22 protein-coding genes are annotated in these 25,775 nt (G+C 72.1%); 13 read left to right on the top strand and 9 right to left on the bottom strand.

Going from position 1 to position 25,775, the window contains the following annotated elements; all coding sequences use genetic code 11:
• Positions 1-18: 18 nt before the first annotated feature.
• A complete protein-coding gene (locus OG247_RS07910; protein WP_327251570.1) occupies positions 19-1,257 on the bottom strand; it encodes a MurT ligase domain-containing protein in 1,239 nt (412 codons plus the stop codon).
• Positions 1,258-1,380: 123 nt separating this feature from the next.
• Here OG247_RS07910 and def point away from each other — a divergent pair, with 123 nt between their 5' ends.
• A complete protein-coding gene (def, locus tag OG247_RS07905) occupies positions 1,381-1,935 on the top strand; it encodes a peptide deformylase (RefSeq protein ID WP_327251569.1) in 555 nt (184 codons plus the stop codon).
• 60 nt (positions 1,936-1,995) lie between these two features.
• On the opposite strand, the gene OG247_RS07900 is transcribed toward def, so the two are convergent.
• The gene (locus tag OG247_RS07900) at positions 1,996-2,640 is read right to left on the bottom strand and encodes a TetR family transcriptional regulator (RefSeq protein ID WP_327251568.1); all 645 of its coding nucleotides are present in this window, start codon (positions 2,638-2,640) and stop codon (positions 1,996-1,998) included.
• Positions 2,641-2,850: 210 nt separating this feature from the next.
• Between OG247_RS07900 and OG247_RS07895 the strand changes: the two genes are divergently transcribed.
• Positions 2,851-4,107, top strand: a complete 1,257-nt coding sequence (locus tag OG247_RS07895) for an acyl-CoA dehydrogenase family protein (RefSeq protein ID WP_327251567.1) — start codon at positions 2,851-2,853, stop codon at positions 4,105-4,107.
• Positions 4,108-4,179: 72 nt separating this feature from the next.
• Here the strand turns inward: OG247_RS07895 and OG247_RS07890 are convergent, their stop codons facing one another.
• Complete coding sequence (locus OG247_RS07890; RefSeq protein ID WP_327251566.1) at positions 4,180-4,986, bottom strand: LppU/SCO3897 family protein; 807 nt, start codon at positions 4,984-4,986, stop codon at positions 4,180-4,182.
• A 65-nt stretch (positions 4,987-5,051) separates the two neighbouring features.
• A complete protein-coding gene (locus OG247_RS07885) occupies positions 5,052-5,489 on the bottom strand; it encodes an SRPBCC family protein (protein WP_327251565.1) in 438 nt (145 codons plus the stop codon).
• Positions 5,490-5,644: 155 nt separating this feature from the next.
• Here OG247_RS07885 and OG247_RS07880 point away from each other — a divergent pair, with 155 nt between their 5' ends.
• Complete coding sequence (locus tag OG247_RS07880) at positions 5,645-5,830, top strand: DUF5999 family protein (RefSeq protein ID WP_243341733.1); 186 nt, start codon at positions 5,645-5,647, stop codon at positions 5,828-5,830.
• Positions 5,831-6,015: 185 nt separating this feature from the next.
• Here the strand turns inward: OG247_RS07880 and OG247_RS07875 are convergent, their stop codons facing one another.
• Positions 6,016-8,037 (bottom strand): ATP-binding protein, encoded by a 2,022-nt coding sequence (locus tag OG247_RS07875; RefSeq protein ID WP_327251564.1) that lies wholly within the window; start codon positions 8,035-8,037, stop codon positions 6,016-6,018.
• Positions 8,038-8,227: 190 nt separating this feature from the next.
• A complete protein-coding gene (locus OG247_RS07870) occupies positions 8,228-9,247 on the bottom strand; it encodes a fibronectin type III domain-containing protein (protein ID WP_327251563.1) in 1,020 nt (339 codons plus the stop codon).
• Positions 9,248-9,439: 192 nt separating this feature from the next.
• On the opposite strand from OG247_RS07870, the gene OG247_RS07865 reads away from it, so the two are divergent.
• The 7 genes from OG247_RS07865 (at position 9,440) to OG247_RS07835 (ending at position 16,672) form a co-directional block, all read left to right on the top strand.
• Positions 9,440-11,050 carry an ABC transporter substrate-binding protein gene (locus tag OG247_RS07865; RefSeq protein WP_327251562.1) on the top strand — a complete coding sequence of 537 codons (1,611 nt, stop codon included), beginning with the start codon at positions 9,440-9,442 and terminating at the stop codon, positions 11,048-11,050.
• Positions 11,051-11,097: 47 nt separating this feature from the next.
• Positions 11,098-12,063 carry an ABC transporter permease gene (locus OG247_RS07860; RefSeq protein ID WP_327251561.1) on the top strand — a complete coding sequence of 322 codons (966 nt, stop codon included), beginning with the start codon at positions 11,098-11,100 and terminating at the stop codon, positions 12,061-12,063.
• A complete protein-coding gene (locus tag OG247_RS07855) occupies positions 12,056-12,988 on the top strand; it encodes an ABC transporter permease (RefSeq protein WP_327251560.1) in 933 nt (310 codons plus the stop codon). Before OG247_RS07860 ends, OG247_RS07855 begins: the two co-directional genes overlap by 8 nt.
• A 119-nt stretch (positions 12,989-13,107) precedes the next feature.
• Positions 13,108-13,998, top strand: a complete 891-nt coding sequence (locus tag OG247_RS07850; RefSeq protein ID WP_327257376.1) for an ABC transporter ATP-binding protein — start codon at positions 13,108-13,110, stop codon at positions 13,996-13,998.
• Positions 13,991-14,650 (top strand): ABC transporter ATP-binding protein, encoded by a 660-nt coding sequence (locus OG247_RS07845; protein WP_327251559.1) that lies wholly within the window; start codon positions 13,991-13,993, stop codon positions 14,648-14,650. Before OG247_RS07850 ends, OG247_RS07845 begins: the two co-directional genes overlap by 8 nt.
• A gap of 100 nt (positions 14,651-14,750) precedes the next feature.
• On the top strand, positions 14,751-14,945 hold the full coding sequence (locus tag OG247_RS07840; protein ID WP_243341740.1) for a hypothetical protein: 195 nt from the start codon (positions 14,751-14,753) through the stop codon (positions 14,943-14,945).
• Between the two features lie 158 nt (positions 14,946-15,103).
• On the top strand, positions 15,104-16,672 hold the full coding sequence (locus tag OG247_RS07835) for a hypothetical protein (RefSeq protein ID WP_327251558.1): 1,569 nt from the start codon (positions 15,104-15,106) through the stop codon (positions 16,670-16,672).
• 37 nt (positions 16,673-16,709) lie between these two features.
• Here the strand turns inward: OG247_RS07835 and OG247_RS07830 are convergent, their stop codons facing one another.
• Both OG247_RS07830 and OG247_RS07825 read right to left on the bottom strand, forming a co-directional pair.
• Entirely contained in the window at positions 16,710-17,837 is a 1,128-nt protein-coding gene (locus OG247_RS07830) for a PP2C family protein-serine/threonine phosphatase (RefSeq protein WP_327251557.1), read from the bottom strand.
• A gap of 96 nt (positions 17,838-17,933) precedes the next feature.
• Positions 17,934-21,416: a M28 family peptidase gene (locus tag OG247_RS07825; protein WP_442813586.1), complete on the bottom strand. Its 3,483-nt coding sequence runs from the start codon at positions 21,414-21,416 to the stop codon at positions 17,934-17,936.
• A gap of 217 nt (positions 21,417-21,633) precedes the next feature.
• On the opposite strand from OG247_RS07825, the gene OG247_RS07820 reads away from it, so the two are divergent.
• The 3 genes from OG247_RS07820 to OG247_RS07810 all read left to right on the top strand — a co-directional run bounded on the left by OG247_RS07820 (position 21,634) and on the right by OG247_RS07810 (position 25,100).
• Positions 21,634-22,593: a LysR family transcriptional regulator gene (locus OG247_RS07820; protein ID WP_327251556.1), complete on the top strand. Its 960-nt coding sequence runs from the start codon at positions 21,634-21,636 to the stop codon at positions 22,591-22,593.
• Positions 22,594-22,736: 143 nt separating this feature from the next.
• The gene (locus tag OG247_RS07815) at positions 22,737-24,137 is read left to right on the top strand and encodes a sulfatase family protein (RefSeq protein ID WP_327251555.1); all 1,401 of its coding nucleotides are present in this window, start codon (positions 22,737-22,739) and stop codon (positions 24,135-24,137) included.
• Positions 24,138-24,215: 78 nt separating this feature from the next.
• Positions 24,216-25,100 carry a formylglycine-generating enzyme family protein gene (locus OG247_RS07810; protein WP_327251554.1) on the top strand — a complete coding sequence of 295 codons (885 nt, stop codon included), beginning with the start codon at positions 24,216-24,218 and terminating at the stop codon, positions 25,098-25,100.
• Between the two features lie 7 nt (positions 25,101-25,107).
• Here OG247_RS07810 and OG247_RS07805 read toward each other — a convergent pair whose 3' ends face one another.
• The gene (locus tag OG247_RS07805; protein WP_327251553.1) at positions 25,108-25,707 is read right to left on the bottom strand and encodes a TetR/AcrR family transcriptional regulator; all 600 of its coding nucleotides are present in this window, start codon (positions 25,705-25,707) and stop codon (positions 25,108-25,110) included.
• Positions 25,708-25,775: the final 68 nt, after the last annotated feature.

Raw genomic sequence — 25,775 nt, 5'->3', positions numbered from 1 at the left:
CTCTTGTCCTTATGGGTACTAGTTGCCGACGCGGCGGCGCACGTCCTGGAAGGCGGTGTAGTTGGCGATCAGCTCGATCTGCCCGGGCGGCGCCAGCTGCACGGCCTCGTCGAGGGTCTCGCACACGCGGAAGTCCAGGCCCGCGACTTCCAGGCGGACCGCGAGGTCCAGCTTGCGGTCGCCGATCACGAAGATCGGGTGGCCGGCCAGGCGCGGGTAGTCCACGTCCCACAGCCAGGAGGTGTCGGTGCCGTCCGCGCCGCGGGCGTTCACCGACAGGATCACCGGGGTCGGCGGCGGGTCGATCAGGGAGAAGGTCTCCAGCCAGCCGGCCGGGTTCTTCGCGAGCAGCAGGCGCAGTTCGCGGCCCTGGAAGCTCACCACGTCGTAGCGTCCGGCGACGGCCTGCACCTGGTACATCCGCTCCAGCGCCACCTGCGGCGGGACGCCGAAGACGGCGGCCACCGCGGCCGAGGTGGCCGCGTTCGCCTTGTTGGCGCGGCCCGGGAGCTGGAGGCTGATCGGCCAGGCGCTGCCGTGCGGGTCGAGCACGTGGTCACCGGAGAGCACCCAGCTCGGGGTGGGACGGCGGAAACCGCACTCGGCGCAGAACCAGTCGTCGCCCGGACGCTGCATGACGCCACCGCAGGAGGGGCACGACCAGGCGTCGTCCTTCCACTCCTGGCCGGCCGCGACCCACACCACGTTCTGCGAGGAGGAGGCCGCCCACACGATCAGCGGGTCGTCCGCGTTCGCGACGACGACGGCCTTGGAGCCCGAGAGGCCCTCGCGCCACTTCTCCGCGAGCATGCGGGTCTCGGCGGCGCGGTCCAGTTGGTCGCGGGAGAGGTTCAGCAGGGCGATCACCTTGGGGGTGACGTCCCGGGCCACTCCGGCCAGGTACTTCTCGTCCACCTCGATGACGCCGTAGCGGGCGTCCGAGCCGCCCGCCAGGGCGGAGGTGATGCCCGCGGGCATGTTGGCGCCCAGGGCGTTCGAGACGACCGGCCCGCTGGCCCGCAGGGCCTCGGCGATGAGCCGGGTCGTCGTGGTCTTGCCGTTCGTCGCCGAGACGAGGACGACGTCGAGATGCTGCGCCAGCGCGCCGAGGAGATCGGGGTCGAGCTTGAGCGCGACCTTGCCTCCGATCACCGATCCGCTTCCGCGTCCCGCGGCCCGCGACACCGCCGCTGCGGCCTTGCCCGCCGTCACGGCCAGCTTGGCCCGCGGCGAAAGCGGCTCTGTGTTGCCTGCCATCGTCCCTTGTCCTCCTTGCGTCGGTCGCCCCCAGCCTATCCATGACCTGCCCGCGCCCCGACCGCGGCGCCCCCGGTCTGCCGAAGATCTCCTCATATAGTCGCCCGTCGTAGGCTTACGGCCATGCGACAGCGCCCCCTCCCCGGTACCTCCGGCATCGTCCGCACCATGAGCCTCCTGGGCGACCCGGTGCTCCATTCCGCTTGCGCGGAGGTCACCGAGTTCGGCCCGGCCCTCGACCGGCTCATCGAGGACATGTTCGCGACGATGTACGCCGCCCAGGGTGTCGGCCTCGCCGCGAACCAGATCGGTGTCGGGCAGCGGGTGTTCGTATACGACTGCCCCGACGACGAGGACGTCCGCCACGTCGGGCACATCGTCAACCCGCGCCTGGTGTCGGCCGACGGGGACGAGTTCCTCGGGCCCGAGGGCTGCCTGTCCCTGCCGGGGCTGGAGGCGGGAACGCTCCGTTACGACAGCGCGGTGGTGGAGGGGGTCACCTCGGACGGCGCGGCCGTACGGATCTCCGGGACGGGGTTCTTCGCGCGGTGCCTGCAGCACGAGTGCGATCACCTGGCCGGTGTGGTGTACGCGGACCGGGTGACCGGGCTGCGGGCCCGCCGCCTGCGCAGGGCCATCCGCAAGACGGACTGGGGCGCGGCGGCGCTGCGCGACTAGCCTCCGGACGGCCGGCGGGGCTGAACTTGGCCCGGCGGCGCCGGATGTGACCGGGTGGGCTCAGAAGCCCGGGCCGTCCGCTCGGTTGCCGGCTGTGGCCAGGCGGCCCCACAGGAGGTCGGTGAGGGCGCTGACGAGTTCCGCGCGTTCGCAGGGGCGTTCGCCGAGCCACCAGTCGCCCGCCGCGTGCATCATGCCGACGATGCCGTGCCCCCAGACCCGGGCCAGGCGTTCGCCGCCGGGGCCCAGGTCCACGCGTTCGCCGATCACCTGGGCCAGTTCCTCGCCGAGGCGGCGCAGCAGCGGGGCCGAGTGCAGGCCGACGTCGAAGCCGCGCTCGGGGGCCTGGGAGTCCTCGGCCGGGTGCATGAGGAAGCGGTAGACCTGGGGGCGGGCCTCGATCGCGGCGAGGTAGGTGTCGAGGGTGGCCTCCACCCGGCTGCGCCGTTCGGCGGGTGCGTCCAGCGCCGCGCGCAGCGAGTCGAGCAGGGCGTCCGTGTGCCGGACGGCCAGGGCCTGGTAGAGGCCCGCCTTGTCGCCGAAGTGGCGGTAGAGGATGGGCTTGGTGATCCCCGCTTCCGCCGCGATGGCGTTCATGGACGCTTTGGGGCCGTCCCTGAGGACGACCCGGTCGGCGGCCTCCAGCAGCTCCCGCCGCCGGCGCTCGCCCGCTCCCGGCTCACCGGACTGCCGTGTGGTCTCCATGCCCTGTTCACTCCCCGCCCTTGCGATGTCCTGAGGCCCACGCAACGTAACACCCCGCACACCCTGGTGATCTCATCGGCGGTCCGTCATCGCCGCTGCTTGACAGTGCTTACCGGCCGGTAACAGACTGGAGTCGGAATGGGGGTTACCGTTGGTAACTACTACGGGGTAACCATCTGCACGGCAGGCGAGACGAAAGCTGGAGGGGACATGGCGGAGTTCACCATGGAGCTCAACGACGACCAGAAGCAGGTGCGGGACTGGATCCACGGCTTCGCCGCCGACGTGATCCGGCCCGCCGCCGCGGAATGGGACGAGCGCGAAGAGACTCCGTGGCCCGTCATCCAGGAGGCCGCCAAGGTCGGCATCTACTCCCTCGACTTCTACGCCCAGCAGTTCTTCGACCCCACCGGCCTCGGCATCCCGATGGCCATGGAGGAGCTGTTCTGGGGCGACGCGGGCATCGCCCTGTCGATCGTCGGCACCGGGCTCGCCGCCATCGGCGTCGTCGCCAACGGCACCGAGGAGCAGATCGGCACCTGGATCCCGCAGATGTACGGCACCCCCGACGACGTGAAGGTCGCAGCCTTCTGCTCCTCCGAGCCCGACGCCGGCTCCGACGTGGGCGCGATGCGCACCCGCGCGGTGTACGACCAGGCCACGGACGAGTGGGTGCTGGACGGCACCAAGACCTGGGCGACCAACGGCGGCATCGCCAACGTCCACATCGTCGTGGCCGTCGTCGACCCCGAGCTCGGTACCAAGGGGCACGCCTCCTTCATCGTGCCGCCGAACACCCCGGGCCTCTCCCAGGGGCAGAAGTTCAAGAAGCACGGGATCCGTGCCTCGCACACCGCCGAGGTGGTGCTGGAGGACGTACGGATCCCCGGTTCCTGCCTGCTCGGCGGCAAGGAGAAGCTGGACGAGCGGCTCGCGCGGGCTCACGAGCGGGCCAAGGCGGGCGGCGGGCAGGGGGTCCCCCCGGCCGAAGGCTGGGGGAGCGTGAAGAACGCGGCCATGGCCACCTTCGAGGCCTCCCGCCCGGCCGTCGGCGCCATGGCGGTGGGCACGGCGCGCGCCGCGTACGAGGTGGCGCTGGACTACGCGAAGACCCGTACGCAGTTCGGCCGGCCGATCATCGACAACCAGGGCGTCGCCTTCCAGCTCGCGGACATGCGGACCTCCATCGACGCGGCCCGGCTGCTGGTGTGGCGGGCCTCCTGGATGGCGGTCGCGGGCAAGCCCTTCACCTCGGCCGAGGGCTCGATGTCGAAGCTCTTCGCGAGCGAGACCGCGAAGAAGGTCACCGCGCAGGCGCTCCAGATCCTGGGCGGCAACGGCTTCACCCGCGAGTACCCGGTGGAGCGAATGCACCGCGACAGCGCGATCTACACCATCTTCGAGGGCACCAGCGAGATCCAGCGCCTGGTGATCGCCCGCACCCTCTCGGGCATGCCGATCCGCTAGCGCGGGGCTCGAACGGGGAAGGGCCCCCGGCGCCACGAGGCGCCGGGGGCCCTTCCGCTGCCGGTTGCCCGGTCAGCGCAGCGGCGTCAGGCAGTAGGGGACGGTGCCTTCGGGGCTGTAGGCCGGCAGGGCCAGGAAGTCGCCGGGGGCGCAGGACCCGCCCGGGGCCAGTGAGGGGCGGGTGGCGCGGTACTGGGCTTCCGGCGCGCCGCAGTCCGTGACGAGGAGCTTCTGGTGGCTCCAGTCGCCCTCGTTGCGGACGCACTGCCCCGACACCAGCGGGTGCGGGGTGTCGTCCCCGGCCGGCACGCCGATCAGGATCAGGGTGGGGATTGCCAGGAGGAGGAACAGCGCCGGTACGAGGAAGAGCAGTGCGGCCGGCCGGCGGCGCAGCGGCTTGCCCGGGTCGAGCGGGGGCCGGTGGCCGCCCGTCGGGGGAGCGAGCCGGCGGAAGGCCGCGCGCGGGCCGAGGTTCAGCAGCAGGGTGAGCGGCGTGATGAGCAGCGACAGCGGACCCCACCAGCCCTGCCACAGGGTGTCCGAGGACATGCGGCGGTAGGTGGCGAGCCCGCAGTCCCGGCAGAACGGCCCCCGCCGGCTCAGGAACCGCATCAGCACGACCATCCCCTGATGGCCGCGCACGGTCGCCTCGGCAGCCGGACCGGCCCCGCAGAACCGGCAGCCGTACGAGGGCTGCGGCGCGGACCAGGAGCCGTACGGACCCGGCTGCGGCAGCACGTGCGGCGCGTGGGCCGCGTACGGGCCGTAGGGGCCGGCGGACTGCGGCGGGGCGTACGGGCCCGTCGGCCCGGGCTGCTGCGGCTGCTGGGCCGCGTACGGACCGTACGGGCCTGCCTGCGGAGGTGGCGGGGTGGCCACGGAGATCCCCCTCGGTCGCGCGGTGATCACCGGGTGCGGTGACGGGGGAACCTTAGCCGCGGCCCTCAGGGCCGCAGCAGTCGGTCCAGGGCGCGGGTGAAGAAGAGCCGGGCCGCCGCCGTCACCAGGGGGTCGAAGGGGCGGCCCAGGCCGCGCACCCGCAGGTCCTCGCGCCATTCGGCCTCGCAGCCGCCCGCCGGCGAGGGGCGGAGCTCGATCTCCGCCCGGCCCCGCACCACGCGGCCGTGTTTGACCAGCCGGACCAGTCCCGCGGACCCGGTGTGCGGGGGCTGCCAGAGGGTGACCTCCATCGGGTCGTCGAAGGTGATGCTCCCCACGCCCGTACGCATGGTGAAACGGGTCCCGGTGTGCGTCGGAGGCGGCGTTTCGATGATCGCCCGGGTGAGCGGGACGGCGGCGGCGTGGCGTTCCCAGTCCGTCAGCCTCCTCCACGCCTCCCCGGTGTCGAGAAGTGTGTGGCGAATGATCCGGATAGCGGGCATGAGCGCATCGTAAGCGGGCATACACACCCTGAACTGGGCGGCGAATATGGGTTCCGCCCGGGGGTGGCGATCAGCAATACTCACCGCCACCGTGGATCGCGGATTCGACCGGGTGACCACCGGCCTTCCCGCCCCACTCTGCGAGGAGGTGCGCCATGTGCTCCCACCAGCCCCCCTGCCCGACCGCCGACAGCGTCGACCACGACGCCGCACGCACCGTGGCCTTCCACCCCGAACAGGGCTGGAACCTGCTGTGCAACGGTGCCGTGGTCTTCGATGACACAGGTGAACTGCTCCCCGACGGCCGCACGGTGGAACCCCGCCGCCCGGCCCTGGTCTGAGCGAGGAGGCAGCATGCGCCAGCAGCTGATCCGAAAGCCCGTCCCGAAGCCCGCACCCCGAGACCTGGACCTGCGTACACCGTCGGGCAGACCCCTCCCGTACTGACGGGAGCCCCGGATTTACGCCACGGCGCCATCGGCTGCGTCCACTGCTTGGGCCCACTGCTCGGGTCCACGGATCGGGCTCAGCCGGTGGACGCCGCCGCGCCGCCCAGGAAGGCGTTCTCGTACGCCTCGTCGCCGATTGCCGCCCTGGCCTGCCGTTCGCCCTGCTCGCGCACGGCCGTGAGCGAGGGGGAACCCATCTGCGGCCGGCCCACCGTGCGCCACCAGGCGTGCCCCGTGCCCAGCAGCCGGGCCGCCAGCTCGCCGTCTCCCATGGCCGCCACCGCCGCCGCCAGCAGGTCGAGACCGAGCGCGATCCCGAAGCGGTCGCCCAGCAGCCGTTTGCCCGACAGCATCGCCCGCGCGTGCCGGGCCGCCTCCCCGTGGTGGCCGAGCCCGAACGCCGCCACGGCCAGGATGTAGTCCGCGTACGCCCGCAGCCAGCGCTCGCCGAGCTCCGCGCAGGCCTCGCGCAGGCCCCGCGCCTCCTGCTCGGCCTCCTCGAAGCGCCCGAGGTCGCACAGGGCGTAGCCGGTGGCCAGCCGGCACAGCAGCCAGCCCACGCCGGTGGGTCTCCCGCCGTGCCCCCCGCGCGCCCGGGGGCCGGCGAGCGCCAGGGCCCGTAGGGGATCGCCCGGCATCAGCACCGCCACCGCGTGCAGGTACGCGGCGCGCAGCTCCGGCTCCGGGTCGGCCAGGGTGGCCGCGGCGCGGGTGCAGGCCTTGCCGAGCTCTTCGGCCGTGGCCAGGTCGCCCTGGAGCAATGTGGTGAGCCCCAGGGCCCACACGGCCTGCACGTACGCCGCTCCCGAGCGCGGGCCCCGGCTCAGGGCCCGTTCCAGGAAGGACCGGCCCTCGTGGACGTGGCCGCAGGAGAACCAGAAGAACCAGAGCGCGCCGGCCGTCTCCAGGGCCGCCGTGGGGTCCGAGCGGAGCAGGTGTTCCAGGGCGGTACGGAGCTGCGCCTGCTCGGCGGTCATCCTGCGGTACCAGTCCAGCTGGCCCGGGCCCATCCAGCCCGGGTCGGCGGCCTTCGCGAGCGCCGCGTACCAGTGGGCGTGCCGGTCGGCGACGACGCGTTCCTCGCCGAGTTCCGCCAGCCAGTCCTGGCCGTACTCGCGGATGGTGTCCAGCAGCCGGTAGCGGGCGCCCGCGCCCCGTTCCCGGCTGCACCGGACCACCGATTTCGCCACCAGGCCCGCCAGGACCCGCTCCACCCGTGCGGCGGGCAGGGGGCCGCCGGAGCACACCGCGCGGGCCGCGGCCACGTCGAAGTCCCCGGTGAACACCGACAGCCGGGCCCACAGCAGCCGCTCGACCGGCTCGCACAGCTCGTGGCTCCAGCCGATCGCGGTGCGCATCGTCTGGTGCCGGGGGAGCCGAGGGGCGGTGGTGCCGCAGAGCAGGTCGAAGCGGCCTTCGAGGCGCTGCGCCATCTGTTCCAGGCTCCACAGCCGCATCCGGGCGCCGGCCAGTTCGAGGGCGAGGGGGATTCCGTCCAGGCGGCGGCAGATGTCCGCGGCGAGGGCCACCCGGTCCGGGTCGGCGAAGGCGGCCGCCGCGTGCGGGGTGGCGGAGATCGCGCGGGCCCGGAACAGGGCCAGGGCGTCGCTGTCGGGTCCGCCGCTGGGCAGCGGGCTGACCTCGACCAGGTCCTCCCCGGGGCTGCGGAGCGGTTCGCGGGTGGTGATGAGCACCGTCAGGCCCGGTGCGGACTGCAGGAGTTCGCCCACCAGGTGCCGACAGGCGGCCACCAGGTGCTCGCACGTGTCGAGGACGAGCAGCAGCTCCTTGTCGGCCATCCACGCGCACAGTTCCTCGTCCAGGGGGCGCGGGGACTGGTGGGCGAGGCCGAGGGCGTGCGCGACGGTGGCGGTCAGCAGGTCGGCTTCGCGCAGCGGGGAGAGCTCCACCCACCACACCCCGTCGGGCCTGCGCTGGCGGGGGTCGCCGGCGGCCCGCAGGGCCAGCCTGGACTTGCCCACGCCGCCGACGCCCGTGAGCGTCACGAGTCGACGCTCGCGCAGCAGGTCGTACAGGAGGCCGAGTTCACGCTCGCGGCCCACGAAGCTCGCCGTTTCCGGCGGCAGGTTTCCCGGCACGGCGCCAGAGTCTGGCCCAGGATCGCCGTCCGTGGAATCTGCCTGATTGTTGTTGACCGAGTACTCACCGAACACGGGAGTATTCTGCGCGATCTTCTTTCTCCGCAGTACCGTTCGGGGCAGATCGAACGAACAGGTTGTCAGGAACTGCTCCCTCGGCGGGAGTTCGGGAAGCCGTTCGGGAGGGCGTTCAGGAGGCCAGTACGACCCGCCGTTCGGCGGAGAAGGCGCCCCAGGTGCCGTCGGGGAGCCGGGCCCGGAGCTTCACCGTCCATGTGGTGCCGGGCGGTTCGGCGACCGTGAGGCGGTGTTCCGCCCGGCCGGCCGGGACGGCGCCCTCTCCGAATTGGATGACGGTGGTGGGGCGGCCGTTGACGTAGAGCTCGTACGCGGTGGTCTGCCGGCCGGTGGCCGGGGCGGTCCAGGCGAGGGTGACCGCGCCCGGCGAGGCGACCGCCGTGAAATCGGCCGGAGCGGTGCCGGTCCGCTGTCCGGGCCCGGGCGGGGTGGTCACGTCCGCGGCGGGACCGGCGGGGGAGGAGTTGTCGGCGCCGTCGCGGGCCCGGACGGTGAAGGTGTACACGCTGTCGGGTCGGAGGTCTTCCAGGACCGTCGTGGTGGTGCCGGGGCCGACCGTGTGGATCCGGGCTTCGCCCTGGTAGACGTCGTACGCGGTGACACCCGTGTCATCGGTGGCCGCGGCCCAGGTCAGCCGGGCGGAGGTGGGCCCGAGGGCCCGGCCCTCCGTACGGGGCGGGGCGGTCGGGGCCAGCCGGTCCTCGGCCGTGGCCGCGGGGGTGGTGGCCGAGGCGGCCGCGCCGGCCGGGGAGGTGTTCCCGGCGGCGTCCCGGGCGCGGACCGTGAACGCGTAGGCCGTCCGCGGGGTGAGGCCGGTGATGTCCGTCATCGTCTTGTCGGCGGGCAGTTCACGGACCAGCCGGTCCGCCTGGTAGACGAGGAAGGAGGTCACCCCGTCGGAGGGCGCGGGCGATTGCCACATGACGTGGACCGAAGTGGCGCTGCCCGCCTGGGCGGTGAGCCCGGCCGGGACCGCCGGGGGTGTGGTGTCGGAGTCGCCGCACGCCGTCAGCGAGACCGCCGCGAGGGCCAGGGCCAGAGTCAGGGCCAGCGCGGGCGCGGCTCCGCGTGTGGACGGCCGACGGGAGCGGCGCGGGGAGCGCGGCGCGGTGCTGGGTGCGGGGTCGTGCACGGCGGGCACCCTCTTCTTCCGTTCTTCGGGTCTTCCGGCTCCTCGGAAAGGTCTAGACATATATGGCATGCTCCGCGGCGGCCGGGCAAGACCCCTGCGCGGCCCTTCCCGCCGGTGCGGCCCGGTTCGTGTTCCTCCGTCCCCGTCTGGCATTATTGCGAGCTCTTTGCAATAACGAAGGAAGTGCACCAGATGAAGGCCCGGACCGTACGGGGAATGGCCGGGGCGACCGCGGCCACGGTGATCGTCATGGGGGCGGCGGCCTGTTCGAACCCCGGGGGAGGCGCCGCGGCGGGCGCCGGGGCGGCCGATTCCGCCGTGGTCGGCATAGCCACCGAGCCGGAGAGCCTGAGCCCGCTGCTGGGCTACGGCAAGGACGGCAACTCGAAGATCTTCGACGGACTGCTGGCGCGCGGCGCCGACATGAAGCTGAAGCCCGCGCTGGCCGAGGCCCTCCCGGAGGTCTCCGCGGACGGACTCACCTACACCTACCCGCTGCGCCGGGGCGTGAAGTTCAGCGACGGACGGCCCTTCGGCGCCAAGGACGTCGTCTTCACCTACCGGACGATCCTCGACGCGAAGACGAACAACGCGTCCAAGTCCGAGCTCGACGCGATCGCGGACGTCACGGCGCGCGGTGAAGACGCCGTCGTCTTCACCCTGAAGTACCCCTACGCCCCCTTCGCCGAGCGGACCGTCCTGCCCATCGCACCCGAGCACGTCGCGGGCGGACAGGACGTCAACAGCGGCGAGTTCACCACCAAGCCCATCGGCACCGGACCCTACGTGCTCACCGCCTGGTCCAAGGGCGAGAAGCTGAGCTTCAAGGCCAACCCGTCCTACTGGGGCGGCGAGCCCGCCGTGAAGAAGTTCACCATGGCGGTCATCAAGGACGACGACGTACGCGCCACCCGGCTGCGCTCCGGCGAACTGGACGGGGCCGTCCTGCCGCCGAACCTGGCCAAGGGGTTCAAGGCCGACACGGCCGACGGGAAACTGAAGACCTACGCCGCCAAGACCTTCGACTACCGCAACGTCACCCTGCCGACCGAGCACCCCGTCACCGGTGACACGGCCGTCCGCCGGGCCCTGGACATCGCCGTGGACCGCGGCGCGCTGGTCGACAAGCTCCTGGAGGGCGCGGGCAAGCCCGCCTACGGCCCCGTCCCGACCGGCAGCCCGTGGTTCGCCGCCGGCACCGAGCGTCCGTACGACCTCGCCAAGGCCAAGAAGATCCTCGACGACGCCGGCTGGATCCCCGGCGCCGACGGCATCCGCGCCAAGGACGGGGTCCGCGCCGCCTTCCCGCTCTGGTACACCTCCGGCGACAAGCTCCGCCAAGACCACGCGCTCGCCTTCGCCTCCGACGCCAAGAAGGCCGGCATCCAGGTCACCACCGAATCCGGCAGCTGGGAGGTCATCGAGCCCCGGATGAAGACCGACGCCGTCCTCGCGGGCGGCGGCTCCCCGGCCGACCCGGACTTCGACCAGTACCTGACGCTGAACTCGGCCCTCGCGGGCGACGGCTTCAACAACATGGCCCGGTACGACAACCCGGCCGTCGACAAGGCGCTGCTCGACGGCCGCAGGAGCGCGGACCCGGCCGTGCGCAAGGCCGCGTACGACACGGCCCAGCGCGAGCTGGTCAAGAACCCGGGCTACGTCTACCTCACCCACATCGACCACCTCTACGTCGTGGCGGACCGGTGGGACGGGCCCTCCACCCAGATCGAGCCGCACGACCACGGCCTCGGAACCGGCCCCTGGTGGAACGTCGAGAGCTGGAAGCCGAAGCGGAAGTGACCCGTCTCCACCGTCTCCACCGCCTCCGGCGTTTCCCCTGGGGGCCGATGGCGCGCATGGCGGGCCGGCGGACCCTGTTCGCCGGCCCGGTCCTGCTCGTCGTGACCTTCGGGGTGTTCGCGGTCGCCTCGCTGTCTCCCTTCGACCCCGTCAAGGCGTACGCCGGCACCGCCGGGCTCACCGCCTCCCAGGCCGGACTCGACCAGCTGCGGATCAACCTCGGCGCCGACCAGCCCCTGCCCGAGCGCTGGTGGGAGTGGCTCACCTCGGCGCTGACCGGCGACCTCGGCACCTCCGCCGTCATGCGCCAGCCCGTCTCCGACGTGATCGCGCAGCGGCTCGGCTGGTCGGCGCTGCTCGCGCTGTGCGCCTTCGCCGTCGCCGTGCTGCTGGGCACCGGGCTCGGCGTCCTGGCCGCGCGCCGGCAGGGCGGGCGCCTGGACCGGGCCGTCTCCGGGCTCGCGTACACCCTCGAAGCGGCCCCGGCCTTCTGGCTGGGCCTGCTCGCCGTCTGGTTCTTCTCGGTGCGCCTGGGCGTACTGCCGTCCGGCGGCCTCACCGACGCGGGCAGCGACGTGGTCACCGCCGGGCAGGTGGCCCGCCACCTGGTACTGCCCGCGCTGGTCCTGGGCATCTCCCAACTGCCCTGGTTCTTCCTGTACGTCAGGCAGGGCGTGGCCGACGCGCTGGAGGAGGATCCCGTACGGGGCGCCCGTGCGCGGGGCCTGGCGGAGCGGCGGGTGCTGCTCGGCCACGGCCTGCGCTCCGGCATGCTCCCGATGCTGACCCTGATCGGGTCGCGGGTGCCGGAGCTGATCACCGGAGCGCTGCTGGTGGAGACCGTCTTCAGCTGGCCCGGCATCGCCGCGGCCACCGTCCAGGCCGCGACCTCGGTGGACTTCCCGCTGCTGGCCGCGCTGACGGTCCTGGCCACGGCTGCCGTGCTCGCAGGGAACCTGCTCTCCGACCTGCTCTACGGTCTGGCCGACCCGAGGGTGGGCTTCGATGGCTGACGCGACCGACGCGACCGACGCGACCGACGCGACCGACGCGACCGAGCCGACCGACCCGACCGGAGAGCGGCTCTGGCGGCCCCACGGTCGCGACCGGAGCTCCACCCGGACCCTGCGGGTGCGGACCTCGGCGGTGATCGTCGCCCTCATCGCGCTGGCGGTACTGCTCGTGCCACCTCTGGTCCAACTCGACCAGCAAGCAGTCGACTTGTCGGCAAAGCTCCTGCCGCCCTCCTGGGCCCACCCCTTCGGCACCGACGACGTGGGCCGCGACCTGCTGCTGCGTTGCGTGTACGGGCTGCGCGTCTCGCTGCTGGTCGGGCTGGTGGCCGCGCTGGTCGCCACCGTGCTCGGCACGGCGGTCGGCGCGCTCGCCGGGGCGCTCGGCGGGTGGCCGGACCGGTGCGTCATGCGGGTGGTGGACGCCCTGTCCTCGATCCCGCACCTGCTGCTGGGCATCTTCATCGTGGCGATGTTCCGGCCGGGGGTGTGGCCGGTGGTCGTCTCCGTGGCCCTGACCCACTGGCTCTCCACGGCCCGCATCGTCCGCGCGGAAGTCCTCTCGCTCCGCTCGCGACCCCACGTGGACGCGGCCGTCTCGGGCGGTGCCTCGCGGTGGCGGGTGGCCGTACGTCACCTCGTGCCCGGAGTACTGCCGCAGGCCGGGCTCGCCGCCGTGCTGATGATCCCGCACGCCATGTGGCACGAGTCGGCCCTGTCCTTCCTGGGCCTCGGCCTGCCGGCGCACCAGGCGAGCCTGGGCAACCTGGTCCAGACGGCCCGCGGTTCGCTGCTCGCCGGCGACTGGTGGCCCACGCTGTTCCCCGGGCTCCTCCTGATCGTCCCGACCCTGGCGATCGCCGGTCTCGCGGGCGCCTGGCGCGAGCGCCTCAACCCCCGCCGCCGCTCGGAGCTGACGCTGTGAAGACCCCCACCCCACCGGCGCCGGAGCCCGTGGCGGCGCCGGCCGGCGCCCCTCAGGGGCCGGATCGGCGTTCCGCCCGGCCCGTCCTCGAACTGGACCGGCTCTCCGTCCGCTTCCGCATGCGCGGCGGCCGGTACGTGGAGGCCGTCACCGACGCCACCCTCGCCCTGACCCCCGGCGCATGCCTCGCGCTCGTCGGGGAGAGCGGCTGCGGCAAGTCCGTGCTCGCATCCGCCCTCCTCGGACTGCTCCCGGGCAACGCCGAGACCGCCGGCTCGGCCCGGCTCGCCGACGGGACCGACCTCCTCGCCCTCGACGAACGCACCCTCGCCCGGAGCATTCGCGGCCGCCGCGTCGCCCTGGTGCCGCAGAGCCCGGCCGCGCACCTCACCCCGGTCCGCACCATCCGCTCCCACCTGGAGGAGACGGTCCGTGAACTGACCGGGGCCGCCAAGGCGGAACTGCGCGAGGCCGCCGAAGCCGCGGCCCGCCGGGCGGCCTTCCCCGCCACCCACCTCGACCGCCATCCCCACGAGCTCTCCGGCGGGCTCGCCCAACGCGCCGCCACCGCGCTCGCGCTGATCGGCGACGCGCCCCTGCTGCTCGCCGACGAGCCGACCACCGGCCTCGACCGGGACCTCGTCCACCGCACCGTCGACGAACTGCGCGCCCACACCCGGGACGCCGGCCGGGCCCTGCTGATGATCACGCACGACCTCGCGGCGGCCCACCGCATCGCCGACACCGTGGCCGTCATGTACGCGGGCCGCATCGTGGAAACCGCCCCCGCCGAAGCCTTCTTCGGCGCTCCGGGCCCCCGCCACCCCTACGCGCGCGGACTCCTCGACGCCCTTCCCGAGCGGGCCTTCAGGCCCGTCCCCGGCGCCCCGCCCGAGCTCGGCGCGCTCCCGCCCGGCTGCGCCTTCGCCGCCCGCTGTCCGCGCGCCGACTCCCACTGCCGGGCCGAGCGGCCCCCGCTCACCGAAGGGGTGGCCTGCCACCATGCTTGAGCTCACCGGCATCACCGCCGGCTACGACCGCCGGGCCCCCGTCGTCCGCGGCGCCCACCTGAGCCTCGCCCCCGGCGAATCCCTCGGACTGCTCGGCCCCAGCGGCTGCGGCAAGTCCACCCTGGCCAGGGTCGCCGCACTGCTGCACCGGCCCGACCGGGGGACCGTGGCCTTCGACGGCCGCGCCGTGACCGGCTTCCGGCACCGCGCGCCGCGCGCCCTGCGGACCTCCGTCGGCGTGGTGTTCCAGCAGCCCCGGCTGGCGGCGGACCCCCGGCTCAGGCTGCGCGAGCTCGTCGCCGAACCGCTCCGGGCCACCGGCCGGCGTGGCGACATCGAATCCACCGTGCCCGAGTTGGCGGAGCGGGTCGGCCTGGGCGCGGACCTGCTCGACCGGCGGCCCCACGAGGTCAGCGACGGTCAGCTGCAACGGGCCTGCGTGGCACGGGCCTTGGTGCTCCGGCCGCGCTGGCTGGTGTGCGACGAAATGACCGCCATGCTCGACGCGTCCACCACCGCCGCGCTGGTCGGCGTGGTCGAGGAGTACCGGGCGGAGTCCGGCGCGGGCCTGCTGGCGGTCGGGCACGACCCCGTGCTGCTCGGCCGCTGGTGCGGGCGAACGGCCCACTGGGACGAGATCGTCAAGGACTGAACACCGGTCACGGACCGTCAACACCCGTTTGGCGGACACGAGTTTCGCCCGAAGAGCCCTCCCGCTGCGCCACCATGGCGCCGCCTAAGGAGGTGTTCCGATGGTGATCTCCCTCTCCGTCCTCGTCCTGCTCCTCGTCCTCGCATGGATCTTCATGCGCGGCGGCGGCCTCAAGCTGTCGCACGCGCTCGTCTGCGTCCTGCTCGGCTTCTATCTCGCGAGCAGCAGCCTCGCGCAGACCATCCACAACGGGGTGTCGGCCACGGCGAACGTGGTCAGCGGCTTCAAGCCCTGACCCGCACCCGCGAGTTGATCAACTGTTGCGCCTTCGTGAATCATCCGGCCCTTCCATGGACTCCTCAGGCAGTGCGATCTAGCGTCTGGCCCCGGCGCGATGTCAGACGCAATGTCAATAAAAACCGAGGACGACCGAGGACAAGGGAGGAAGTCCGGATGTTCCGAAGAGCGCTGAACTGCGCCGTGGCACCCGCTCTCGCCGCATGTGCGGTGTTGTACGGGGTCTCGCCGGCCGCCGCCGACGAGATACCCCTGGCCCCGGGCCACCGCCTGGTCAGCCATTACGAAGGCGCCCCGGCCGCGGCCGCGCCGCTGCCCGGCGAAGCCCCGCCGCAGCACCCCTACCTCGCGCCCAACGGCCGCAGCGGCATGCACTCCGACGCGGCGGGCAGTGCCACCTCGCCCTGGTCGGGACCGCTCGGCAAGAACCCGAAGGTGACCAGCGAGAAGATCGCCGCCCTCGGCGGCGAATGCGCCACCGCCACCTTCGACTCGGGCGGCCGGCTGGTCACGGTGTGCGGCACCTTCGGCGGCTTCAAGGTCAAACTTCTGGAGCCCCGTACGCTCGCCACGCTCGCGGAGTACCAGCTCCCGCAGCGTTCCTCGACGGTCCAGGCGATCACCTCGCTCGACTTCTCGAAGATCTTCAAGGACACCTCGGGCGGCGCCTACTTCTACCTGGACAACCAGGACCGGGCGGTACTGGCCGACTCCCGCCAGCATGTCCTGAGGCTCTCGCACAGCCGGAATTCCGATGGTGTCTGGCAGTTCAAGGTGGACAACGACTGGGACCTCACCGGCCAGGTCCCGCACGACTGCGTCGACTGGACCAACCTGTGGCCCAGCGGCACCTGTGACCCGGTCACCTCGGTGATGCCCGACTGGGACGGCCGCATCTGGTGGGTCACCCGCCAGGGCCGTGTCGGCACCGTGGACCCGGCGACCTCGGTGATCCGCTCGGTCCGACTGGCGGGGGAGGAGATCCAGAACTCCTTCTCGGTCGGCGAGGACGGGGTCTCCATCGTCACCGACCACGCGCTGTACAGCTTCACCGCCTCCGCCGACGGCACCCCCGTCGTGCAGTGGCGACAGACCTACGACCGGGGTACGGGAACCAAGCCCGGCTCGGTCAACCAGGGTTCGGGCACCACCCCGGACCTCTTCGGCAACGGCTACGTCGCGATCACCGACAACGCCGACGACCGGATGAACGTCCTGGTCTTCAAGCGGGGCCCGGACGTGCCCGAGGGGCAGCGGCTGGTGTGCAAGGTCCCGGTCTTCGGACCGGGTGCCTCGACCACGGACAACTCCCTGATCACCTGGGGCAACAGCATCGTCGTCGAGAACAACTACGGCTACGAGAACGTCACGTCGCTGGTCCTCGGCAAGTCGGTCGTCGGCGGCGTGAGCCGCATCGACGTCCGCGCCGACGGCAGCGGCTGCGACACGGTCTGGCAGAGCGCGATCCGCTCGCCCTCCGTGGTCCCCAAGCTCTCCACCGCGAACGGGCTGCTCTACTTCTACGAGAAGGAGCCGAACGTCTGGGGGATCGACGCCTGGTACCTCACGGCCGTCGACTTCCGCACCGGTGAACGCCGCTGGCGTCAGCTGACCGGCACCGGCCCGCTGTACGACAACAACTGGGCCCCGATCACGCTGGGCCCCGACGGGACGGCCTACGTCGGCGTCTTCAACGGCATCGTCTCGGTCCGCGACGGCGGCTGAACCACCGCGGGGACCCGTCCACCGGACGGGTCCCCGCTCAGGGCAGCCGGCCGACGCGCTCGATGGCCACCATCGCCGCGTCGTCGCCCAGGAGGCCGTTCGGGGTGTGGGCGAGGAGATCCGCGCAGAGGTGGCGCAGGAGGGCTTCCGGGCCGTCCCCCGGCCAGTCCGCGGCCCGCTCCGGCAGGGGGTAGAAGACCCCCGACGCGTCACGGGCCTCGATGACGCCGTCCGTGTACAGCAGGACCACGTCCCCCGGCTCGAAGGGGAAGGACTGCGGGGTGAACCCGGTGTCCACGAACTCGGACAGACCCAGCGGCGGAGCCGGATGGTCCACCTGGAGGGGGACGACGCGGCCCGCGCGCAGCAGCAGTGGCGGCGGGTGCCCGCAGCTGACCACCCGCAGCGACGGCTCCCCGTCCGGAATGTCGACCACGGCCGCGGTGGTGAACCCCTCGTCCGGCCGCCCGGGGCCCGAGGAGCCGTCCGCGCCCCGGTCCGGGTCGGCGGCCACGGCGGCCTCCAGATAGCCCACCAGCCCCGGAAGGTCGGCCTCCAGGTGGGCGGCGGCCCGGAAGGCCCCGAGGACGACCGAAGCCTCTCCGACGGCCTCCAGCCCCTTGCCGCGGACGTCGCCGATGATCAGCCGGGTGCCGTCGGTGGTACGGGCGGCCGCGTACAGGTCGCCTCCGATCTGCGCCTCGGCCTGCGCCGACAGGTACACCGAGGCGATCCGCAGCGGACCCATCCGGTCGCGCAGCGGTCGTAGGACCACCTGCTGCGCCGCGACCGCCACGGAACGCAGCTGGGTGAGCTGTCGCTCGTGCACTTCGCGCAAGTGTGCGAAGAACGTGACGAAGGCGGAGATCAGGACGAGGGCGATGATCTGGAAGGTGTGGTTGAGGTCCGTCAGGGAGGTGCGTGCGATGGCCACGCCCACCTGCGCGAGGACCGCCACGGCGCCGACGAAGCCCGTCATGCGCGGCCCGGCGAAGGAAGCGGTGAGGGCGGGGGCGGCCACCAGGAAGGGGCCCAGGTGGACCTCCGGCGGGGCCAGCACGTCGACCACCGTGACCACGGCGATCAGCGCGAAGGGGACCGACAGCAGCACCGCGCGTGATTCCCGGAGCCTGCTGGAGCGTGGGTGCGCCGGTGAGTGGTCCATGCCTCCTGCATACACCGCACACGGCCGGGCGGCACCCGCTCCGGCCGTGGGGCCGGGGCGGATGCCGCCCGGGTGGTGCTCAGGGTGCCGGGGGCGTCAGCTCACCTGGAGGGTGACGTCGTCCACGACGAAGGAGGTCTGCAGGGAGGCGTCCTCCAGGCCCTGGAACTTCAGCGTGACCGTCTGGCCCGCGAACTGGGAGACGTTGTACGTCTTGAGCTGATAGCCGGAGGCCGCGTTCACGTTGGACAGGGTCGCCAGCGTCTGGCCGCCCACCGAGACCGTGAAGGTGTCGTAGACCGTGTTCTCGGTCTCGGCGGTGTCGATGTGCAGGTAGAAGCCGAGCTGGTACGAGGAGCAGCCGGTCGGGATGGTCACGGACTGCGAGGCGCTGTCCGTGCGGGTCGTGCCGTAGCCGTTGAGCCAGGCCTTGTACGTGCCGCCGTGCGGGGTCTGCCCCGCCTGGTTGGTGATGACGTTCGTGGTGGTCGTCCACGGGGTGGTGCCGCTCTCGAACCCGCCGTTGGCGACGAGCTGGCGCGGGGTGCAGGAGGGGCCGGTGCCCGTGACGGTCAGGGTGTAGGTGGTGGTGTGGCTGACCGAGCCCGAGCCCGAGCCGGTGACGGTCAGGGTGTACGTGCCGGGCGCGGTGTTCGCGCCGACCTGGACGGAGAGCGTGGAGGAGCTGCCCGACTGGACCGAGGTCGGGCTCAGCGAGGCGGTGGTGCCGGCCGGGGCTCCGGTCACCGAAAGGGCCACGGTCTGGGCGGCGCCACTCGTGGTCGCCGTGTTGATCGTGGAGCTCGCGGTGCCGCCCTGGGCGGCGCTGCCGGTGGCCGGGGATGCGCTGATCGAGAAGTCCGGGCCGGGGGTGGTGCCGCCGACGGCCTGGTTCCAGACGGTGTAGGCCACGCCGTCGGCGCTGCGGTCCAGGACCGTGGCGCTGATGTTGTTCGTGGTGTCGCAGGAGGCGTGGTAGCAGGGGTCGTACGCCGCGTTCGCGGTGCCGCCCCACTTCGTGGCCTGCGCCGAGGTCTTGCGGGCGCTGGCGCCGGCCGCGTAGCCGGAGGTGGGGATGCCGCCCTGCTGGAAGGAGTAGTCGTCACTGCGGCCCTGGCCCTCGGTGTTCTCCTCGGGAGCGAGGTTCAGGGAGGTCCAGTAGGCCTTGAGCGGGGCGGCCGTGGTGGAGTTGACGTTGTTGATGAAGTAGCCGCCGTTGGTCGAGCCGACCATGTCGAAGTTGTAGTAGGCCTTGATGGCGGTCTTCTGGGTGCTGGTGAGCTGGTTGACGTAGAACTTCGAGCCGTTGAGGCCCTGCTCCTCGTCCGTCCACCAGGCGAAGCGCACGTGCTTGGTCATCGTGGGGTTCTTCTGGGCGAGGACGAGGGCGTTCTCCAGCAGGGTCGCGGAGCCCGAGCCGTTGTCGTTGATGCCCGGACCCGCCGAGACGCCGTCGAGGTGCGCGCCGAACATGACCGTCTGGTCGGCGGGGCCGCCGGGCCAGTCGGCGATCAGGTTGTTCGACGGGTAGGTGCACGAGGTGCAGTTCTGCTCGGTCACCGTGTAGCCGGCGGCCTGCAGCTTGCCCTTGACGTACGCCAGCGAGGCCGTGTAACCGGCGCTGCCCGCACGGCGGTTGCCGCCGTTCTGGGAGGCGATCGTGTTGAACTGGCTCAGGTGCGCCTGGACGGCGGCCACGTCGATGTTCGGCGCGCCCGGGTTGGGCGTGGTGCCGCCGACGGTGAGCGCGTAGTCGACGGTGTGCGAGAGGCTGGTGCCCTGGCCCTTGACCACCACGGTCGAGGATCCGGGGGCCGCGCTGGAGGAAGCGGTCAGCGTCAGCGTCGAGGACTGGCCGGACTGCACGGTGGCCGGGCTGAAGGAGGCGGTGACCCCGGCCGGCAGGCCGGACGCGGTGAGGGTGACCTGCTGGGCCGTGCCCGTGGAGACGGCGGTGGCGACCGTGGTGGTGGCCGAGGCGCCCTGCTGGACGGTTCCCGAGGCCGGGTTCAGCGCCATCGAGAAGTCGCTGTTCTCGCCGCTCGGGGTGCAGGTCGGGTCACCGGCCTGGGCGGGCACGGTGATGGCGTCCCAGGCGCCCTTGGTCTTGTTGAACAGGTTGCAGGTGGCGTCCAGCGACTTGGCGGAACTGAGCGTCGCCGTCCGGTACTTCTTGTAGGACATGCTGGAGGTCTTCAGCAGCATGCCGCCGTAGAAGATCTTGCCGGCGTTCTGCACGCCCACACCGGTCAGCGTGGACTGGTTGCAGGTGCTGCTGTTCGGCTTGCCGCCGCCCGGGCTGGTGCCCTCGGCGAGCAGGTAGAACCAGTGGTTCAGGGGGCCGGCGGCCGCGTGCACCTCGGTACCGGGTATCGCGGAGCTGTAACAGGCCGGGTCGTTGTTGACGGCCGGCGGGTTGTACATGTTGCGGATCGGACCGTTGCCCACGAGGTTGATCATCTCGCCGACGGTGTAGTCCGGAGTGTCGTACGGGGAGGGCTCGTTGATGAACGCCTCGGTCAGCGCGCCGAAGATGTCGCCGGTGGCCTCGCCGAGCCCGGACTCCTGGCCGCTGGTGCCGCCGGGGGTGTTGGAGTCGATGGCGTGCCCGTACTCGTGGGCCACCACGTCCACGCCGGCGATCCACTCGTTGGCGTTGTTGTGGCCGATGCTGACCGAGCTGCCGTCCCAGTACGCGTTCACGTCGTTCAGGCCGACCTTGGCCGGGAAGCTGCGGCCGGTGCCGTTGACGCCGTTGCGGCCGAGCCACTGGCTCAGCATGTCCCACTGCTTCTGCGCCGCGAACATCAGGTCCACGCAACCGGTCTCCTTGGAGGTCGGGTTGCCGGTGCCCCAGGAGTCGGTGGACTTCGAGAAGACCGAGCCGCTGCTGTAGTCGGCGCAGCTCAGGCCGGTCCGGTTCGGGTCGCGCAGGGAGTACGTGCCACCGGAGGCCGTGGTGTCGATCGTCAGCGGGTTCGGGCCGTTCCACTTGCTGTTGCCGCTGCCCGCGACCACCTCGTCGAAGCGGTCGACGACCTTGCCGGTACGGGCGTCCACGAACACGTGCAGCTTGCTGGGGGCCTTGGCGGTCCGCCCGAGCAGGACGGTCTCCCAGGCCAGCACCGCCTTGTCGTCCTTGAGCTTGACGACGAGCCGGCGGCTCTGCACCTGGTCGGTCTTGACCTGCTCGGCGCGCGAGAGGGCCTCGGCGGCCTGGGCCGTGACCGTCGCCGTGGTGGCCACGTCGATCACGGTCGCGGAGGCCGACTGGAGGGCGCGCACCCGGCCCTGGCCGTCGGCGAGCACGACCGCGTCGCCGCCGACGACCGGCAGGCTGCGGTAGCTGCGCTCGTACGCGACCGAGTAGAGGTCCTTCACCCAGGGGGTGACCAGGCGGCGGTCGTACTGCTGCTGCGGGGAGTTGACCAGGCTGTCGAGGCCGCTGCGCACGGCCGCGTCGGCCGCGGCGACCGCCCGTTCGGCAGCGGTGGGCGGGAGGGGATCCGCGTTCTGCGCGGCGGTGGCGGTGGTGGCCAGCGTGCCGGCGAGGCCCGTGGTCAGCACCATGGCCGCCAGGGCGGCCATCCATCTGGTGGGCTGCAAGAGTCCACTCCGATCGTGTGGGGGGATGGGGAGAGGAGAGGAGGGAACGGCGGGAACGGCGGGAACGGCGGGAAAACCGTCTGGCTGTTCGCGGCCGAGTATGGGCGTGTCCATGACGACATCGGGACATCCCTGCCGACATAAGACCGGCGTTATGGTGCCGACGGATGACGCTGCGTAAGCTGCCGGGATGCAGCTGGAGTTGAGACATCTGCAAGCCGTCTGCCAGATAGCGGAGACCGGAAGCCTGGGGGGCGCGGCGCGGGTCCTCGGGGTCTCCCAGCCGGCGCTCTCCGCCCAGCTGCGCCGGATCGAGCGGGTCACCGGCGGCGAACTCTTCGTCCGGGGCCGGCTCGGGGTCGAACCCACCCCGCTCGGCCAGTTCGTCCTGGCGAAGGCCCGCCGGGTGCTCAGCGAGATGGACGCCCTCGGCTCGGAGGCGCGGGCCCGGACGGCCGACGCCCCGCTGCGCCTGGGCTGCATCCTGCTGGTGCTGATCGACGGCCTGATCGCCCGGCAGGACCTGGCCCTGGCGGGCCGGGAGATCACCGTGGACCTGGAGGACTCGGTGACGGCCCTGGTGCGGATGCTCGGCGCGGGCCGCTACGACGTCATCGTGTACGGCGAGGTCAACGACCACGAGGTGCCGCTGCCCGCGGGCGTGACGGCCCGCACCCTGGTCCCCAAGGAACCCTTCTGCATCCGGATGTCAGCCCGGCACCCGCTGGCCCGGCTGGAGGCCCTCGACCTCGCCGACCTCGCCGACGAGCAGTGGATGACCCTGGTGGAGGACGACGACGGCGGACCCGAGGCGCTGGTCGAGGCCTGCGCCAAGGCCGGCTTCGTCCCCGCGCTGCGCTACCGGATCACCGACCGCATGATGCAGTACGACCTGATCTCCGCGGGGCGCGCCGTGTCCCTCAGCCAGCCCACGGCACCCGCCGTGCCGGGCACGGTGATGCGCCCGCTGATCGGGGCGCCGATCACCGGGCGCATCCGGCTCGCCTGGAACCGCTCGACGGTCTCGGCCCGCCAGGCGGAGCTCTTCTACCGGTCGGCCGTCTACGCGTACCTGGCCAATGTGGACAACAACGCCTTCCACCGCGCCTGGTGGGACGACCATCCGGAAGCCCATCCGGTCCTCGACTGACGCTGTTCACAGACGCTGACGTCATTTCATACTCCGTACATGGAACGCCTATTGGGATCCCTTTACGCTCTCCGCATGGCAGTCGCCGCCACACCATCTTGTGAAGTTGATGGGGCGCCTTCGGAGAGCAGGAGGAAATACCCATGAGCAAGAGAATCCGTACGCAGGTCAGCCGGAGAGGATTCCTCGCCGGGACCGCGGCGGCCGCGGCCGCCGCCACCGTGCCCGCGATCGGCCAGGCCGCCGCGACTCCCGCGGCAGCGGCCGCCGTCCGTCCGAACATCCTGTTGATCGTCACCGATGACCAGCCCAAACAGACCGACTGGGCCCTCCAGAAGACCATCGGCTGGCTGGCCGGGGAGGGCGTGAAGTTCAACCACGGCCACGTCACCACCCCGCTGTGCGCGCCCTCCCGCTCCTCCGTGTTCTCGGGCCGCTACGCCCACAACCACGGGGTCCGCAACAACGCCGCGTCGGCTTCCCTTGACCAGAACACCACCGTCCAGCGCTATCTGAAGCAGGCCGGATATCGCACGGGCCTCTTCGGCAAATACCTCAATGCGTGGAACATTGCCGACGCGCCCCCGCATTTCGAGGATTTCGCACTGCTCCAGCCCTCGTACGTGGACGGCAAGTGGAACGTCAACGGGACGGTCCAGACGATCAACGGCTACACCACGAACATCATCAAGAACCGGACGCTGAGCTTCCTGGACAAGGCGGCCACCGACACCCGCCCCTGGTTCGCCTACGTCACCCCGTACGCCTCGCACGGACCGCGCACGCCCGAGGCCAAGTACGCGGGCGTGCCCGTACCCGAGTGGAACGGACGCCCCTCCGTCACCGAGGCCGACCGCAGCGACAAGCCGCCCTACATCAAGGAGGCCACCGGCACCCTCGAGGACGGCAAGCGCATCCGCGCCGAGCAGCTGCGGGTGCTGCTCTCCGTCGACGACGCCGTCCAGGCCTTCAAGGACAAGCTGGCGGCCACCGGCCAGCTCGACAACACGCTCGTCATCTACATCGGCGACAACGGCTTCGGCTGGGCCGACCACGGCTGGACCGCCAAGTCGGTGCCCTACAGCCCCGCCCACGAGGTGCCGTTCTACCTCTCCTGGCCCGCCGGAGGCCTCGGCGCCGGCACGGTGGACGACCGCATCGTCGCCAACATCGACATCGCGCCCACCATCCTCGACGCCGCCGGGATCACCCCGAACACCCCGCAGGACGGCACGTCGCTGCTGAGCGCGTACAGCCGCGACCACCTGCTCGTCGAATGGTGGCGGAAGGGACAGGGCACCGACCACCGCACCTGGTCCTCCTACGTCTCCAAGGACAAGCAGTACGTCGAGTACTACACGCTGTACACCGACGCCAACGGCACCGTGGCCGGCACCGGAGAGGTCAAGTTCCGCGAGTACTACGACCTCGCCGCCGATCCGCACCAGCTGGTCAACAAGCTCTACCAGGCCACCCCGGCGCAGGAACGGAACCTGGGCATCCCCGCCCTGGCCGCTCAGCTCGCAGCCGACCGGGTCGGCTAGCCCCCGCCTCCGGCCGGGCGCGCCCCCGCGCGCCCGGCCGGACCGCACCCATCCGCACGTACGTCCACCGGAGCCCTCATGTCCTCCTCCTGCTGCACCCCGGGCCACGACTCCCCGGCCGGCGCCCTGACACTGCTCGCCGCGCCGGTCGTCGCCGCGCCCCGGGCCGTCCGCGGTCTGGTCGACCTCCCCGGCGGGCGCTTCCTCATGGGCGCCGACGACGCGGACGGGTTCCCGGCCGACGGGGAGGGCCCGGTCCGGGAGGTGGCGGTGGCCCCCTTCCGGATCGCGCCGACGACGGTCACGAACGCCCAGTACGCGACCTTCGTCAAGGCCACCGGCCATGTCACGGAGGCCGAGGGCTTCGGCTTCTCCTTCGTCTTCGCCGGTCTCCTCACGGACGAACTCGCCGCCTCCGCACCGGCCGTGGACGGCGTTCCGTGGTGGCGGGCGGTGTCCGGCGCGAGCTGGAGGCATCCCGAGGGACCCGGGTCGTCGATCGCCTCCCGGCAGAACCACCCCGTCGTCCACGTCTCGTGGAACGACGCGGTGGTCTACTGCGGCTGGTCCGGAACGAGGCTGCCCACCGAGGCCGAGTGGGAGTACGCGGCGCGCGGCGGCCTGGAGGGGCGCCGCTACCCCTGGGGCGACGAACTCGCACCGGGCGGCCGGGTGCTGCTGAACATCTGGCAGGGCGACTTCCCCACCACCCACACCGCGGGCCGGACCGGCACCGTCCCGGTGAAGTCGTACCGCCCCAACGGCCACGGGCTCTACAACGCCGTCGGGAACGTGTGGGAGTGGTCCGCGGACCGCTTCGCCCCGGGCCACGAGTCCCGCACGATGCGCGGCGGTTCCTTCCTCTGCCACGACTCGTACTGCAACCGCTACCGGGTCGCGGCCCGCAGTTCCAACACCCCCGACAGCTCCACGTCCAACATCGGTTTCCGGGTGGCCGCCTGAGGGCGGATCAGTCCGTGCGGACGACGAGTCCGGCCACGTGGTCGGTGACCATGTCCAGGATTTCGGCGGCTGCCTTCTCGTCGCCGAGAACCAGGAAGTTCAGGGTCACCCCGTCCGTCATGGCCGCCAGATAGCGGGCCAGCACGGCCACCGGCACGCTCAGCTCGAACGGCGTGATCCGGCGCAGCTCCTCGAGCAGCTCGGCGTACGTATCGCAGTAGGACTCGTACTGCTTGCGCGCCAGGTGCCCGAACTCCGGCCGGCGCAGCGCGTACTGGGTGAGCTCGTAGGTGAGCATGTGCGCGTCCGGCCCGGCCACCACGTGGTCCCAGTACGCCTGGAAGCCGGCCCGGATGGTCTCCCGCAGCGTCGGCATCGGCACGATCGCGGCCTTCACGAGGGTCACGTAGTGCGCGGTGATGGTCTCGATGACCGACTCCAGCAGCGCCTGCTTGGAGTCGAAGCAATAGTGGAAGACGCTCAGGGAGACGCCCGCCTCGGCGGCGATGGACCGGGTCGTGGTCCTGGACACCCCGTCGCGGGTCATCGCGCGGATCGCCGCCTCCGTCAGCTGCCTGCGCCGGTCGGTCAACGGCATCCGTGCCATGTACGGGTCCCCCTTCGCTCCGGTGCGCCCCGAGCGGGGTGTCCGCGGGCGCACCGGCCCCCGGACAC

It is taken from the genome of Streptomyces sp. NBC_01244 (assembly GCF_035987325.1).
In the GTDB taxonomy this organism is placed as follows: Bacteria; Actinomycetota; Actinomycetes; order Streptomycetales; family Streptomycetaceae; genus Streptomyces.
Note: the sequence above shows the minus strand (reverse complement) of the source record. Positions and strands in the feature narration are given on the sequence as shown.

Excerpts from the sequence above, each read along its gene's own strand:
- OG247_RS07820 (WP_327251556.1), top strand. The coding sequence starts at position 21,634 with ATGCAGCTGGAGTTGAGACATCTGCAAGCCGTCTGCCAGATAGCGGAG.
- OG247_RS07865 (WP_327251562.1), top strand. The coding sequence starts at position 9,440 with ATGAAGGCCCGGACCGTACGGGGAATGGCCGGGGCGACCGCGGCCACG.
- OG247_RS07885 (WP_327251565.1), bottom strand. The coding sequence starts at position 5,489 with ATGCCCGCTATCCGGATCATTCGCCACACACTTCTCGACACCGGGGAG.
- OG247_RS07805 (WP_327251553.1), bottom strand. The coding sequence starts at position 25,707 with ATGGCACGGATGCCGTTGACCGACCGGCGCAGGCAGCTGACGGAGGCG.
- OG247_RS07815 (WP_327251555.1), top strand. The coding sequence starts at position 22,737 with ATGAGCAAGAGAATCCGTACGCAGGTCAGCCGGAGAGGATTCCTCGCC.
- OG247_RS07850 (WP_327257376.1), top strand. The coding sequence starts at position 13,108 with ATGCGCGGCGGCCGGTACGTGGAGGCCGTCACCGACGCCACCCTCGCC.
- OG247_RS07910 (WP_327251570.1), bottom strand. The coding sequence starts at position 1,257 with ATGGCAGGCAACACAGAGCCGCTTTCGCCGCGGGCCAAGCTGGCCGTG.
- OG247_RS07880 (WP_243341733.1), top strand. The coding sequence starts at position 5,645 with ATGTGCTCCCACCAGCCCCCCTGCCCGACCGCCGACAGCGTCGACCAC.
- OG247_RS07840 (WP_243341740.1), top strand. The coding sequence starts at position 14,751 with ATGGTGATCTCCCTCTCCGTCCTCGTCCTGCTCCTCGTCCTCGCATGG.
- OG247_RS07810 (WP_327251554.1), top strand. The coding sequence starts at position 24,216 with ATGTCCTCCTCCTGCTGCACCCCGGGCCACGACTCCCCGGCCGGCGCC.
- OG247_RS07860 (WP_327251561.1), top strand. The coding sequence starts at position 11,098 with ATGGCGCGCATGGCGGGCCGGCGGACCCTGTTCGCCGGCCCGGTCCTG.
- OG247_RS07845 (WP_327251559.1), top strand. The coding sequence starts at position 13,991 with ATGCTTGAGCTCACCGGCATCACCGCCGGCTACGACCGCCGGGCCCCC.
- OG247_RS07830 (WP_327251557.1), bottom strand. The coding sequence starts at position 17,837 with ATGGACCACTCACCGGCGCACCCACGCTCCAGCAGGCTCCGGGAATCA.
- OG247_RS07895 (WP_327251567.1), top strand. The coding sequence starts at position 2,851 with ATGGCGGAGTTCACCATGGAGCTCAACGACGACCAGAAGCAGGTGCGG.
- def (WP_327251569.1), top strand. The coding sequence starts at position 1,381 with ATGCGACAGCGCCCCCTCCCCGGTACCTCCGGCATCGTCCGCACCATG.
- OG247_RS07855 (WP_327251560.1), top strand. The coding sequence starts at position 12,056 with ATGGCTGACGCGACCGACGCGACCGACGCGACCGACGCGACCGACGCG.
- OG247_RS07835 (WP_327251558.1), top strand. The coding sequence starts at position 15,104 with ATGTTCCGAAGAGCGCTGAACTGCGCCGTGGCACCCGCTCTCGCCGCA.
- OG247_RS07900 (WP_327251568.1), bottom strand. The coding sequence starts at position 2,640 with ATGGAGACCACACGGCAGTCCGGTGAGCCGGGAGCGGGCGAGCGCCGG.